General features: G+C 66.9%; 13 protein-coding genes and 3 pseudogenes. 8 read left to right on the top strand and 8 right to left on the bottom strand.

Annotated elements, in window-relative coordinates:
- Positions 1-16 precede the first annotated feature (16 nt).
- From phnC to FPV16_RS24250, 3 genes are all read right to left on the bottom strand, one after another.
- Complete coding sequence (gene phnC, locus FPV16_RS24240; RefSeq protein ID WP_227441087.1) at positions 17-820, bottom strand: phosphonate ABC transporter ATP-binding protein; 804 nt, start codon at positions 818-820, stop codon at positions 17-19.
- An 89-nt stretch (positions 821-909) separates the two neighbouring features.
- Positions 910-1,539 carry a DapH/DapD/GlmU-related protein gene (locus tag FPV16_RS24245; RefSeq protein WP_227441088.1) on the bottom strand — a complete coding sequence of 210 codons (630 nt, stop codon included), beginning with the start codon at positions 1,537-1,539 and terminating at the stop codon, positions 910-912.
- Between the two features lie 11 nt (positions 1,540-1,550).
- Entirely contained in the window at positions 1,551-2,216 is a 666-nt protein-coding gene (locus FPV16_RS24250) for a DUF1045 domain-containing protein (protein ID WP_227441089.1), read from the bottom strand.
- A gap of 246 nt (positions 2,217-2,462) precedes the next feature.
- On the opposite strand from FPV16_RS24250, the gene FPV16_RS24255 reads away from it, so the two are divergent.
- Genes FPV16_RS24255 through FPV16_RS24265 form a run of 3 tightly spaced genes read left to right on the top strand, consistent with a single transcriptional unit; the run spans position 2,463 to position 7,376 of the window.
- Positions 2,463-3,479 (top strand): endonuclease domain-containing protein, encoded by a 1,017-nt coding sequence (locus tag FPV16_RS24255; RefSeq protein ID WP_227441090.1) that lies wholly within the window; start codon positions 2,463-2,465, stop codon positions 3,477-3,479.
- A gap of 13 nt (positions 3,480-3,492) precedes the next feature.
- Positions 3,493-4,203 carry a hypothetical protein gene (locus tag FPV16_RS24260; RefSeq protein ID WP_227441091.1) on the top strand — a complete coding sequence of 237 codons (711 nt, stop codon included), beginning with the start codon at positions 3,493-3,495 and terminating at the stop codon, positions 4,201-4,203.
- Positions 4,200-7,376, top strand: a complete 3,177-nt coding sequence (locus FPV16_RS24265; RefSeq protein WP_227441092.1) for an ATP-binding protein — start codon at positions 4,200-4,202, stop codon at positions 7,374-7,376. The genes FPV16_RS24260 and FPV16_RS24265 overlap by 4 nt, the downstream gene beginning before the upstream one ends.
- A 77-nt stretch (positions 7,377-7,453) precedes the next feature.
- Here FPV16_RS24265 and FPV16_RS24270 read toward each other — a convergent pair whose 3' ends face one another.
- Complete coding sequence (locus FPV16_RS24270) at positions 7,454-7,672, bottom strand: hypothetical protein (protein WP_227441093.1); 219 nt, start codon at positions 7,670-7,672, stop codon at positions 7,454-7,456.
- A 50-nt stretch (positions 7,673-7,722) separates the two neighbouring features.
- On the opposite strand from FPV16_RS24270, the pseudogene FPV16_RS24275 reads away from it, so the two are divergent.
- Together FPV16_RS24275 and FPV16_RS24280 are read left to right on the top strand one after the other, a co-directional pair.
- Positions 7,723-7,968 (top strand): annotated as a pseudogene (locus tag FPV16_RS24275) (transposase); the annotation flags it as partial.
- 33 nt (positions 7,969-8,001) lie between these two features.
- Positions 8,002-8,811, top strand: a pseudogene (locus FPV16_RS24280) (IS5 family transposase).
- On the opposite strand, the gene FPV16_RS26505 reads toward FPV16_RS24280, so the two are convergent.
- Positions 8,777-9,139, bottom strand: coding sequence for a DUF6538 domain-containing protein (locus FPV16_RS26505; RefSeq protein WP_413629369.1), 363 nt, complete (start codon positions 9,137-9,139; stop codon positions 8,777-8,779). The pseudogene FPV16_RS24280 and the gene FPV16_RS26505 sit on opposite strands and share 35 nt — an antisense overlap.
- 273 nt (positions 9,140-9,412) lie before the next feature.
- Here FPV16_RS26505 and FPV16_RS24285 point away from each other — a divergent pair, with 273 nt between their 5' ends.
- Together FPV16_RS24285 and FPV16_RS24290 are read left to right on the top strand one after the other, a co-directional pair.
- Complete coding sequence (locus tag FPV16_RS24285) at positions 9,413-9,793, top strand: hypothetical protein (protein ID WP_227441094.1); 381 nt, start codon at positions 9,413-9,415, stop codon at positions 9,791-9,793.
- A 7-nt stretch (positions 9,794-9,800) separates the two neighbouring features.
- Positions 9,801-10,133: a hypothetical protein gene (locus tag FPV16_RS24290; RefSeq protein ID WP_227441095.1), complete on the top strand. Its 333-nt coding sequence runs from the start codon at positions 9,801-9,803 to the stop codon at positions 10,131-10,133.
- A 590-nt stretch (positions 10,134-10,723) separates the two neighbouring features.
- On the opposite strand, the gene FPV16_RS24295 is transcribed toward FPV16_RS24290, so the two are convergent.
- Positions 10,724-10,960, bottom strand: a complete 237-nt coding sequence (locus FPV16_RS24295; RefSeq protein WP_227441096.1) for a hypothetical protein — start codon at positions 10,958-10,960, stop codon at positions 10,724-10,726.
- Positions 10,961-11,222: 262 nt separating this feature from the next.
- A complete protein-coding gene (locus FPV16_RS24300; protein ID WP_227441097.1) occupies positions 11,223-11,435 on the bottom strand; it encodes a hypothetical protein in 213 nt (70 codons plus the stop codon).
- A 97-nt stretch (positions 11,436-11,532) separates the two neighbouring features.
- Here FPV16_RS24300 and FPV16_RS24305 point away from each other — a divergent pair, with 97 nt between their 5' ends.
- Positions 11,533-11,685, top strand: a complete 153-nt coding sequence (locus FPV16_RS24305) for a hypothetical protein (protein WP_227441098.1) — start codon at positions 11,533-11,535, stop codon at positions 11,683-11,685.
- A gap of 102 nt (positions 11,686-11,787) precedes the next feature.
- Here FPV16_RS24305 and FPV16_RS24310 read toward each other — a convergent pair.
- Positions 11,788-12,231, bottom strand: a pseudogene (locus tag FPV16_RS24310) (calcium-binding protein); the annotation flags it as partial.

The following is a 12,231-nucleotide window of genomic DNA, read 5'->3' on the forward strand; positions in this document are numbered from 1 at the left end:
ATGGGGTGGTGAGGGATCAGGCGACGAGGGCGGCGGGCCAGGTCCGGGGCCGCGCCGGCGCGGCGGGCGCGTCGAGGACCTCGCCGGCCTCCAGCCCGTAGAGCTGGCGGGCGACATCCTCGGTGAGGTCGGCGGGCGCGCCGTCGAACACGAGGCGGCCGTCGGCGAGGCCGACGAGGCGGTCGCAATAGCCGCGGGCGAGATCGAGGGAATGCAGGTTGCACAACACGGTGATGCCGTGGCGCCGGTTGGCCTCGGCGAGCGCGTCCATGACGATGCGGGTGTTGCGCGGGTCGAGGGAGGCCACAGGCTCGTCGGCCAGGATCAGGTCCGGGGCCTGCATCATTGCCCGCGCGATGGCGACGCGCTGCTGCTGGCCGCCGGAGAGCTGGTCGGCCCGGTGGCAGGCGAAGTCGCCCATCCCGAATTCGTCGAGGGCGGCCAGCGCGAGGGCACGCTCGCGCTCGGACCAGAGCTTGAACAGGGAACGGTGCCTGGGAACCTCCGAGAGCCGGCCCATCAGCACGTTGCTCAACACGTCGAGGCGACCGACGAGGTGGAACTGCTGGAAGATCATTGCGCAGCGCGCCCGCCAGCGCCGCAGGTCGCGGCCGCGCAGGGCCGTGACGTCGAGGCCGTCGAACAGGATGCGGCCGCCCGTCGGCTCGGCGAGGCGGTTGATCATCCGCAGCAGGCTCGACTTGCCGGCGCCCGAGCGCCCGATCACGCCGACGAACTGGCCGCGGGGGATGGCGAGAGAAACGCCGTCCACCGCGCGGCGGTCGCCGTAATGGCGGGCAAGACCTTCGAGGATTAGCATGCTTGTGTCCGGCAATTCACGTTGAACGCCGGTAGACCCGCCCCGTACGACAGGAGAATGACTATTCTCCGGCTAAGCAATTGCCGGGATTATTGTGCCTCACCCTCGTGACGCTCCAGGAAATCTTCGATCGATAGAGCGCGGAAGTCCGGCAGTGCACGGCGAAGGCGCGCATGGTCCCAGTCCCACCAGGCCAGCGCCTGCAGGCGCTCGGCGATGGCCTCGGGGAACCGGCGACGGACAACGCGGCCGGGGTTGCCGACCACGATGGTGTAGGGCGCGACATCCCGGGTCAGGATCGTACCAGCGCCGACCACCGCCCCGGTTCCGATGCTGCGCCCGGGCAGGATGACGGCCCCGTGCCCGATCCAGACATCGTGGCCGATGGTGACGGGCAGGGCCCGGCGCCGGGCGAAGAAGGCGGGCTCGTCCTCCTCGCCCGGCCAGTAGGCGCTGGCCCGGTAGGTGAAATGAGCTTGGGAGGCCCGCTCCATCGGGTGGTTGCCGGGGTTGATCCGCACATGCGAGGCGATGGAGCAGAACTTGCCGATGGTCGTGTAGTTCGCCTGCCCGTCCTCGACGATGTAGGAATAGTCATCGAGGCTCGTTTCACTGAGGCGCGTGCGTGCGCCGACCTCGGTGTAGCGGCCGAGGTGGCACCGGGAGAGTTCGGCGGTCGGGTGGACGGCCGGTTCGAGGCCGAGGCGATCGGAGACCATCGCGGTGTCCTTCAGGCGGAGAAGGGGAGGCGGCGCAGGAGGCGGAACGGCGCCGTGCCGTCCTGGACGACGACGCTCGCCGCATCGATCACCAGGTCGGGCAGGCCCGCGGCGGCCTCGGCCAGCAGGGGCAGGGCGGTCGCGCAATCCTCCGTCGCAAGGCGGCCGGTGAGGGTCATGTGGAAACGGAACGTCTCGAAGACGTGCGGGTAGCCCCAGCGCTCCAGCAGGGCCCGGCTGCGGGGATCCAGACGCTCGGGGCGGCGGCGGGCGCGCTCAGGTGGGGTGAGGGGTGCGCGCAGGGGATCGAGGCCGCAAACGCACTCGGCGGCGAAGAGGCCGAGAGAGGGCGGGGGCGTCTCCGGTACCAGGGCGATGAAATCCCCGAGGGCGGCGACCCGCAGGGGGCCGACGGGCAGGGGGCTCCGGTGCGCGGCCAGGGCCTCGGCCGCATGGAGGAGATCGGCTTCGGTCGCGCCCGAGGCGAGACGCATCGGCGCCTTCAAGGTGGCGTGGAACCCGTAGATGCGCGGCTCGGCCGTGTTGCCGGCGAGGATCGCCCGGAGCGCGTCCGGACCGGGCGCCGGGCCAGCCCCCAGGATCGCGTCGCCGAAGGCGGCGAGCGCCGAGCCCGGAGCGGGGGTGAAATACAGGGCGTATCGGGCAAGGTCGTCCAAAGGAGCTTTTCCTCGGCGGCGTGCGTCGGGCCGAAGCGCTCATAGTCGGTAGCCCAGACGCCAATATGACAGGCCGGGCGCCGAAGAAGAGAGGCCCGTCGTGGCCTTCCCGGCCTGATACTTCGTCACATGGGCGATCGGGTAGCCAAGGAGGACAACCTGTGCTGGTCTGCCCCCCTTGACCGACCCCAGGAGATCGAGGACGCCCCGACGCTCGATGCGTAGTCTCAGCGTAAGTCTCTCATCGTGATAGCAGCCACCGCTTTCGGTGACACGGCGAGGCCGCGCCTGGAGCGGACCGAACTCGCCGAACGGGTCTTCGGGCTGGCGCCGGGCCGTCGGCTCGTCGTCGTCGACATCGGTTGCGACGGCATCGCCCAAGCCATCACCGCCGATGACGATCACGCCCGTGGCGCGTTCCTGCTCGTCACCGACGGTCTGCGAACCGGTGCGGCGGTGCTCGACCGCCTCCTCGATGATCTCGCCGATCTCGCGCTCAGCCGCTGGCCGCATTGGCATGGGCGGGACGACGGCGACCTCGCGGACACGGATCACTCTGTCGATCCGATCGTATCCGGCCCCTGGCTCAGGGCGGCACGGCGGCGGGCCGGCGCCGGCCACCCACCCCGGTTCCGCGAAGCCGCGCGGGAAATCCAGCTCGTTCAGCTGTTGCACGCGATCGACCCGTCCGGCGTCGTCCTGATCGGCGAGATCAATCCCGCATCGCCGGGCCGTGCCGCGCCGGTGATCGAGGCACTGGAATGGTGCATGGGCCACGGCGCCGCCATCGTCATGGCCCTGCCGGCGTGGCCGCCCGACTCCGCCCCCTACGATCGCATCCTCTACGGCGCCTGCGAGATCGTGCGCGAGCCCCCTCCGGTCGCCGAGCGCTTCCTCCCGCCGCGTTCGAAGGCTCATCCCGCCAGCGCGATCGAACAGCGGGTGGAGGCGGCCCTGCAGCAGGACGCCGAACTGCGCGGTCTGTTCTGCTGCAACGAACCCGTGCCCGTCAGCGGCTGGGGGCAGCCGCCGCGGGTCGACCTGCTCTGTCGCGTGCACCGCATCGTGGTGGAACTCGACGGACCCGAGCACCGAAGCGCTGCGAAATACGCCGACGACCGCCACCGGGACTATACCTTGCTGACGGCGGGCTACCTCGTGCTGCGGATCACCAACGAGCAGGTCGAGGCCGATCTTCGACGGACCATCGAGAAGATCCGCTCCGTCGTCCGGCTCCGCAGCCTACCGATAGACGCGACATGAGGGGTTCGATCCGATGAGCCAGACGCCGACGCCGAAGCAGGCGCTGATCCTGTGGTGCCTGCTGGGCAAGCACGGCAGCGCCCTGCAGAGCGAGGTCGTGCCCAAGGTCGACGCCGCCGATCGCAGGGCATTGGTCTCCGGGCAGTACCTCTCCGAGGAGAAGCAGGGTCGCTCCCTCCGGCTGACCGTCACGGATGGGGGCTGGGACTGGGCCGGCCAGCACCTACGCGACCCGCTCCCAACGAATTTCCGCGTCCTGCAGGACTGGCTCGAGCGGATCGACCGACATCTCGCCACGACCGGCGAGACGCTGGCCGGCCTGATCGGCACGCCGGCGACGCCCGAGCCCCCCTCTGCCGAGTCTCCCTCTGCCGAGTCCCTCCCTGCAAAACCCACGCGCAAACGTGCCGCTAAGGCGGCACCATCGGGCTCGGCACAGCCAAGGAAGCTTACGAAGAAGCAGGTGCGCACCCGCATCGAGGCCGCCTATCTCGCGCTCACGGAGGGGCAGAAGGCACAGGCCGTGCGCCTCAGCGCGCTGCGTGCGCATCTGAGCGAGCTCGACCGCGCCACCGTCGATGCCGGGCTCGCGGCGATCCTGGCCGGCGATCCGACGGCGCGGCTGAGCCAGCTCAGCGATCCGAAGTCGCTCACCGCCGATGAGCGCGAAGCGGCGTTCGCCCCGGCGGGCGAACCGTTCCACATCATCTGGATCCAGTCATGAGCGATGCCCTCGACGCCCTGCGCCGGGTCGACTTCGATTGGGTGCGCACCCTCGACAGCGTGTGGCTCGACGTGGAGCCGACCGGCGGCCCGAACGATGCGCTCCCGCCCGGGATCATCGCGGACCTGCACAGGGAAGCGCCCGGTCGCGCCTCACGCGCGATGGGGCGCGTGCTCATCGGTCCGTCGGGCGTCGGCAAGACACATCTCGTCGGGCAACTGAGACGCGAGGCCTGGCGCTCGGGCAGCTGGTTCGTGATGCTCGACGTCCTCGGCTTGTCGGAGTTCTGGCGCAGCGCCGCGCTGAGCTTCCTCACGGCCATGCTGCATCAGATGCCGGACGGCCGGCGCCAATCCGACGCCGTGCTGGCCGGGGTGGCGCGCCAGTTCAAGGTCGAAAGGCATGTGGAGGAGGCGTTCAACACCCCCGACGTCGACACGCGCAAGATCGTCGTCCTTCTCGTCAAGGCGTTGATGAGCGTCGACATGGGGAGCGCGCTCAAGCACCAGGACGTGTTCCGCGCCCTGTGTCTGCTGCGCTCGAACGATTTCGGCGCGGTGGGCCTCGCCCATGCATGGCTGCAGGGCTACGACGCCGACCCGGTCGCCCGCGCCGAACTCGGGTTTCTCCGCCCGCCGCCCACGCCGAAGGAACTCGTCGAGGGCATGTCGTGGATCATGAGCCTGAGCGGTCCGGTCCTGGTCGCCGTCGATCAGATCGACGGGGTTATCGACGCGGGTCATTTTGTCGGGCAGGACGAGTTCGAGGGAAGGCAGGGGCTGGCGGAGGTGCTCGCCTCCGGCCTGCTCGAACTCCACGATGTCCGTCACCGCGGCATGACGGTCATCACCTGCCTCCAGAATTCCTGGGAGCGGCTGCAGGAGCGGGCCCTGACGCCGCTGCTGCAGCGATACGTAACGCCCGTCCTGCTGCAGGGCATGAACGACCGCACCGCAGCGGCGGCGTTGATCCGCGCTCGACTGGCCCCGGCCTACGCCGAGGCGGGTTTCGAGCCCCCGTATCCGACTTGGCCGTACAGCGACGCCGCGATCGCGGACGCGGCCCGCTCCGGCATGATGCCGCGCACGCTCCTGATGCGCTGCGACGCCTTCCGGCGCGATTGCCTCGCGCAAGGGGCCGTCACCGTGTGTATCAGCCTCGTCCAAGCCCCTGACGGGCAGGCGCGCGACGCAACCGCCGACGCCGTGTTCGACCTCGACGGGGCCAAGCGCAACGCCGACATCGCCGGTTTGCTCGACGAGGAGGCGGCCCTCGGTGAGATCCTGCGCACGGCCTTCGACCTCTACGCCCTCGAGGACGATCCGGACGATGCGCTCGACGTGGCGAGCAAGGGCGAACCGGACCAGAAGATCCCGCCTCTGCACGGCCGGCTGATCTTGATCGACCGCGATCGGAACGACCACGAACGGCATGTGTGCTACCGCGCGCTGCTGCAGCAGAACGCCATCGCCTTCCAGGCGCGCCTGCGCGCCGCGCTGACCGCCTCCGGCATCTCGGCCCGCATGCCCGACCGAAGCCTGGTGATCGTGCGCCGTGCCCCGGTGCCCGGCGGCGCCAAGACGAAGCAGCTGTTCGATGCCTTCCTTGCGGCGAAGGGCGTGCTGATCGACCCGGTCGAGGACGACCTGCGCACCTTCGTCGCCTTGCGCGACCTGCACGTGACGTCCGCCGAGGAGGGGCGGCAGGACCGATTCGAGGCTTGGCTGCGGGCGCACAGGTTCGTGCGCGCCACCGCCTTCTTTCGGCAGGCCGGTCTGGCCGAGGCGAGAGGAGCCGACGTCCCCGTCCTCGGGGACGGGACGGACTCCACCGGGACCCTCGACGTGCCGGTGACGACCTCCGTGGCGCGGATGCCGAGGGAGACCCCGGACGCCGCAAAACCATTGACACCCCCGTCCAAGCCGATCGGGCCTGCTCCGGCCGTTCCGCCCGACGCCATCCCGGTCGGGCATCGCCTCACGCCGGACGCGCCGCCGGTGACGCTTCCGCTGCGGCTGCTGCCGCGGCACACGTCCATCATCGCCGGCTCCGGCTCGGGCAAGACGGTGTTGTTGCGCCGACTCGTCGAGGAGGCCGCGCTCGCCGGCATCCCCGCCATCGTGGTCGATCCGAACAACGACCTGTCGCGGCTCGGCGATTCCTGGCCCGAACGGCCGACGGCCTTCACACCCGAGGACGCCGACAAGGCCGCCCGCTACGCCGCGCGCGTCGAGGTGGTGGTCTGGACGCCTGGGGTCTCTGCCGGCAATCCGCTGTTCCTGTCCGTCCTGCCGGACTTCTCGGGTCTCGGCGAGGACGGTGACGAGCGGGGACAGGCCGTCGAGATGGCCACGGAGACCGTGGGGCCCCTCGCCGGTGCGAGGAAGACGATCCAGCGCGGCGTGCTGGCCGACGCATTGCGCCTCTTCGCCGAGCGCGGCGGCGGCAGCCTCGCGGACTTCACCGCCTTGCTCGCCGACCTGCCGGACGGCGTAAGCGAGATCGGCGGCGCGACCAGGATCGCCGCCGGGATGGCCGACGAGTTGCACGCGGCCGTGGCCACGAACCCGCTCCTGAAAGCCAGGGGCAGCGTGCTCGACCCGCAGGCCCTGTTCTTCGGCTCCGACCCGACGCGCACCCGCATCTCGGTGATCAACCTCGCCGGTCTCGCCTCGGAGGCGGCGCGGGAGGATTTCGTGAACCGATTGCAGATGACGTTGTTCGGCTGGATCAAGACGCATCCGAGCCCACGCGGGATGCTCTACGTCGTGGACGAGGCGCAGACCTTTCTGCCGTCGCAGAGGGCCTGTCCGAGTCTCGGCAGCGGCATCAAGCTCGTGGCGCAAGGACGCAAGTACGGGCTCGGCATGGTCGTCGCGACGCAGGTGCCCAAGGGCCTGCACAACCAGATCGTCTCGAACTGCACGACGCAGTTCTTCGGCCGCCAGAGCGCACCCGCGACCATCGCCGCGGCCCAAGAGATCATGGCGGCGAGCGGGGGCGCGGCCGGCGACATCGGCAAACTCGGCGCGGGCGAATTCTATTTCGCGACCGAGGGTTCGGGGAAGCCGGCCAAGCTGCGCACACCTTTGTGCCTGAGCCATCATCCGGCCAACCCGCCCACCCCCGATGAGGTCGTGACGATAGCCAGGCGGTCGATTGCCTCCGCATGATCCGGCCTCTGAGATGAGCCGGACGAGTATTGAAGCGGGGGGCACGGCGCCTTTCGCATGGTGCCGCACGCGCGAGTTCAGAACGCGCGCGTGGCGACGTGCTCCTCCTCCAGACCGCCTGTCGGCAGGCCGAGTTCGGCGATCTCAAAACCGATGACGGAGAGATCCGGATCAATCACCGGTCGATGGATGGCGAATTCGTCAAGCACAAGGGCGAGGGTGGCTCGATCCCATCCGGTCAGGGTCGCGATCTCGTTGTCGGCGATCGCATAGGCGCGCTTCTGGTCAGCCCCCATTGAAGTGGTCCGCCCTTTAGTATGGCTTTTGAGCCTGGAGGACGGACAGAATGGCAAAGCACCCGAAGCCTGAGGAAATTGTCGCCAAGCTACGGCAGGCGGATGTGCTGATCTCACAGGGCCAGAGCGTTGCAGATGCAATCCGCGCGCTCGGCGTGAGTTCAGTGACGTACTACCGGTGGCGGCGTGAGTTTGGCGGCCTGAAGTCGGATCAGGTTCGACGGATGAAGGATCTGGGGACCGAGAATACCCGGCTCCGAAAGGCAATTGCGGATCTCACCCTAGAGGCTGTTATGGACCTGAGCGGTCTGGAATCCAGATGAGGAGGCATGCCCTCTTCGCGCCAAGCCTACCCGTCCGACGTTTCCGATGATGAATGGGCGCTGGTCGCGCCGTACCTGACGCTGCTGCGCGAGGATGCGGGGCAGCGAGAGTCTTCGCTTCGCGAGGCGTTCAACGGATTGCGCTACGTGGTGAAGACGGGGGCCCCCTGGCGATGGATGCCCCACGACCTCCCGCCCTGAGAAGCCGTCTACCAGCAGGCGCAGCGCTGGCTGGCGGCAGGCTGCTTCGAGCAACTGGCCGACGATCTGCGGGCGCTCCTGCGCCTGGCTTCCGCGCGTTCTCCTGAGCCGAGCGCGGCGATCCTCGACAGTCGAACCTTGCGCTCGACGCCCGAGAGCGGCGAGCGGGCCGGCTACGATGGCGCCAAGCGCCAAGAGGGGTCGAAGGTCCACTTGGCCGTCGACACCCTGGGCCACCTCCTAGCCCTGCACGTCACCCCCGCCGATGCCGACGACCGTGCCCAGGTCGGGCATCTGGCGAAGGCCGTGCAGGCCGCCACCGGGGATAGCGTCGATCTGGCCTATGTCGACCAGGGCTACACCGGGGAAAAGCCGGCCAAGGCCGCCCGCGAACACGGCATCGAACTGGAGGTCGTCAAACTCCCGGAGGCCAAGCGCGGCTTCGTGCTGCTGCCGCGCCGCTGGGTCGTGGAGCGTTCCTTCGCCTGGGCGACGCGCTTCCGCCGCCTCGCCAAGGATTACGAGCGCTATCCCAGCACACTCGCCGATCTCCACATCGTCGCCTTCGTCTGCCTCATGCTCAAACAGGCCGCTCAACTGGCAAACGGTTCATAACAGCCTCTACGCGTCCGGATGCGAGAAGCTGCCGCGTATGAGCGATTTCTGAGCGCTGCCGCCTCACGGTCTCCCACTCTCGCTCCAGCCGCGCTTGCTCGATGCGAAACCGGGTAAGCGCGACGCGCCGATCCTTCGTCCGAAGGCTGCGAACGAGATGTGACCGCCCGACGTCACGGGCGATATCCACCGGCACCCGCATGCGGAGATAGAACGTGCCCTCGCGGGTCGTGAGATTGGGGTGGTGGGCCACAGGTTCACCGCTCGATGTGTCACAGTCGCGTCTGAGAAGCTGATTACCATCAGTATCTTGTGCCACCACGGGCACTTAGAAAGCAAGTGGTGGGCCCGGCAGGAGTGAAATAACTCAACGAAATCAAAGGCCATATACGCAGGTGCGGGAGTTTCGGCCCATATGATTTCAAACGGTTATTTTTTGCGCATCCCGCACCGACTCAGTGCGGATAAGATCAAAAGAAGGTCTGGCGCGGAGCGATCCGGCTGGGTTTGCGCCGACCCCTCGTCGCATGTGGCTCCCCAGCCATAGCGACTCGCGTCACGCTCCCCTATCCCGTCCGGCCCACCTCAGCCGTCGGACCTCATGTCAGCGTCGCCAACCTTCAAGATCGAACCGGGCAGCCCGCAGGCGTGGCGTGAAGCCTTCCTCGGGATGAAGCCCAGCGTGGTCCCGTGCCCCGGTCTGACGGCGCAGGGCTGGCAGGCTGTCCACGCCGCAACCCTCGATTTCCTCGATAAGCACGCCGACGAGGCCGGACGGCTCGGCTGGACGACGCTGCAGCTTTTCGGCGTCCATCCTGACCTCGGCGTGATCCGCTCCGACTTCTGCGGAGCCATGGTGCTGAGCGGTGAGGTGGTGTCGGCCGTCGAGGCGGACTTCATCCAGTTCGAGCGGACGCGGTACTTTCGAGACGTACCGGGCCGACCGAAGGGGGCCGTGCCGATCTGGGCGGTGAAGAGGTAGGCGCAATATGGCCGATGACGGCCCGGCGTGGCGCAAGCTCTTCTCCGACGAATATGGCCCACGCAACTTCCCAGACACGAAGGGCGGAGCCGCTTGGGCCGCCTCCTCAGAGTGCCTGCGTGGGCTTCTCCAGCGCCAATACGACGGTGAGTTTCGGCTGAGGCTGATCCTGCGCGAGTCGGTGGATTTCAGGAGCCATCCCAGCCGCGATCCAAATTGGAAAGGCGATTACGACTGGGGTCCGGACCTCGCCCTATGCTGCGCCGAGGTCTGGATTGAGCGGAAGAACGGCCGTCGGAAGAGGGTCGACACGATGAGCACGCGGCCGCGGCCTTGGTGAGTCTAACGCGAGCCATCGGCCCAGGTGACGGAAGAACCGGGCGCAGCTCGCTCCATGGCGTTGAGCAGGTCTACGAGGTCATCAGCATCCGCAAAGGGCAAGCTAGTTTGCCAGACGCCCCTCACCAAGGCCGGATGACCGGTTTTAGTGTTGTAGACCGTCCACCGGTCATAGGTTCTGTCGTCCGGTCGCAGATCGTATGAGATAATACACTTGGACTCCATCGCCGCCTCCAAGCATGGAAAGGCTAGATTAATCCAAGTGATTTTTTCGACAAGTGTATGTAGTAATTCATACAAAGACGCTTTGCATTAGACGAAGCGAGTGGTCGGGCTTCCGCTTGCGCTCGCGGCGCTTGGGGGCGCATAAAAAACCCGCCGCGGCGCGAGCCGGGCGGGGTCAAGTTGCCAGCTCAGGGAAAAGCTGCCCCTCGTCGAGGAACGCGAGGGCGGTGCATGGGCCGTGCCGGGGCTAGGTCATCAGAGCGGGCTGCCCTCAACCTTGAACCGGATCACGGTCTCGTCCCTTGTCAGTGGCCAGCTCTCTGAGAAGGCGATCGGTTGATATGCAACATCCCGTGAGCCGGGATCTTAAGCCATCCCGTCGACATCGTTCATAGGATCGAACATGCAGGCGGCGAGCTCGCCCCGCACTCGAAGTGCCTCGATCCGATGCGCTCTTACGATCGAGGTCACGGCATCCGCTTCAGGCCTGCCGCCATGCAAGCGCAGATCGGCTGCGATACCTGCCATAACGTAGGCAAGGTGTTCCAGTGCATCGATCTTGCAAGTCAGGATTTCTATGAGCTCGGCTCGTATCTGGTCCATTTCGCAGCTCGCTCCTGAGCGGCAGGGGGCGCAGGTGGAAATGACGCCTCAGGCCATTGGGCCCATTGCGGGGCTTGATATCAAAAGGCGGATAGGGAAATCCCGCTGCGACCTAAGCCGAGCGCGCTAGTAGCTAATGCTTCTCGGAGAAAGCAGCCTCCATAGCAAGCGTCACCTGGCAGGCATGCGGCATGGTGTATGCCCCCCTGCATAGAGTAAGCCAGGTTTGCGATGGGTTTGGAGGCGGCGCGTTTTAGAGCGCCTAACGCGAGCCGTCGGCCCAGGTCACGGACGAGCCGGGCTCAAGCATTTCCAAATTATTGAGTAGGTCCACGAGATCGTCTGCGTCGTCCAACGATAGCTGCGTCTGACGGACACCCTTCACAAAAGCAGGCTCTCCGGACTTCACGTTGCGCACCGTCCAGCCGGGACCGTCCGGGAACATGTCGTACTCGATCTCGCCATTGTCGTTCATGGCCTAGCCCTCTGAGTTCGGAGGCAAGCCTACACCGTCGGTCCACTAAGCAAAACCTGCTACCGTGTGAACTGGGCGGGCAAGGAGTAAGTGGGCGGTGAACCCATATGTAGCAGCGATCATGGCCTCGACCGCAGTCGCCTACGTCGGCCTGCTGATCTTCGCCCTCCTCAGCGACATGCCATGGCTGCTCGCGACGCTGGCACTGGTCGCCGTTTACGGATTTACGCCCCGCCGTTGGTTCAATTGAAACCGAAAAACCCGCCACGGCGTGAGCCGGGCGGGTCAGTTGTTCAGACGAGCATGAGGGAGGACAAGCTCCCGAAACGCTATGCACGGGGCGTGCCGTGGGTTAGGCCCCGAACGTGAACAGTCCGTTGTCGATTGCAGTCTGCGCTTCCGTCAACGTGACATCGTGCAGGATGATCTTGTTGGTGCCCTCGACGCCAGCGAACGTGACGATGGTGTCCTGGCCGTTGTGGAAACCTTTGAGCGTCACGCCTGTGGCCTCGGCGATGTCGACGGTGATGTGGTCTGCGTTCACATCGAACCGATAGACGTTGTCGCGACCGAAGCCGGCTTCAAAGTGGAAGGTGTCCGAGCCCGAGCCCGCGAAGAGCTTGTCGCCGCCTTCTCCCCCTTCGAGAGTATCCCCCCCATTCCCGGCCGAGATACGATCAGCATCATGCGTGCCGATGATCGTTACGCCCGCTCCGATCTTGCTGTTGGAACTGATCTGCATGCCCCCATACATATCGGACATGTCGAGGTTCGTCCCTTCACGGACATACACCTT

It is taken from the genome of Methylobacterium sp. W2 (assembly GCF_020662345.1).
Lineage (GTDB): Bacteria > Pseudomonadota > Alphaproteobacteria > Rhizobiales > Beijerinckiaceae > Methylobacterium.

Bases quoted from the DNA above. Each gene is read 5' to 3' on its own strand.
- FPV16_RS24265 (WP_227441092.1), top strand. From the start codon at position 4,200: ATGAGCGATGCCCTCGACGCCCTGCGCCGGGTCGACTTCGATTGGGTG.
- FPV16_RS24285 (WP_227441094.1), top strand. From the start codon at position 9,413: ATGTCAGCGTCGCCAACCTTCAAGATCGAACCGGGCAGCCCGCAGGCG.
- FPV16_RS24270 (WP_227441093.1), bottom strand. From the start codon at position 7,672: ATGGGGGCTGACCAGAAGCGCGCCTATGCGATCGCCGACAACGAGATC.
- FPV16_RS24290 (WP_227441095.1), top strand. From the start codon at position 9,801: ATGGCCGATGACGGCCCGGCGTGGCGCAAGCTCTTCTCCGACGAATAT.
- FPV16_RS24245 (WP_227441088.1), bottom strand. From the start codon at position 1,539: ATGGTCTCCGATCGCCTCGGCCTCGAACCGGCCGTCCACCCGACCGCC.
- phnC (WP_227441087.1), bottom strand. From the start codon at position 820: ATGCTAATCCTCGAAGGTCTTGCCCGCCATTACGGCGACCGCCGCGCG.
- FPV16_RS24300 (WP_227441097.1), bottom strand. From the start codon at position 11,435: ATGAACGACAATGGCGAGATCGAGTACGACATGTTCCCGGACGGTCCC.
- FPV16_RS24295 (WP_227441096.1), bottom strand. From the start codon at position 10,960: ATGGACCAGATACGAGCCGAGCTCATAGAAATCCTGACTTGCAAGATC.
- FPV16_RS24260 (WP_227441091.1), top strand. From the start codon at position 3,493: ATGAGCCAGACGCCGACGCCGAAGCAGGCGCTGATCCTGTGGTGCCTG.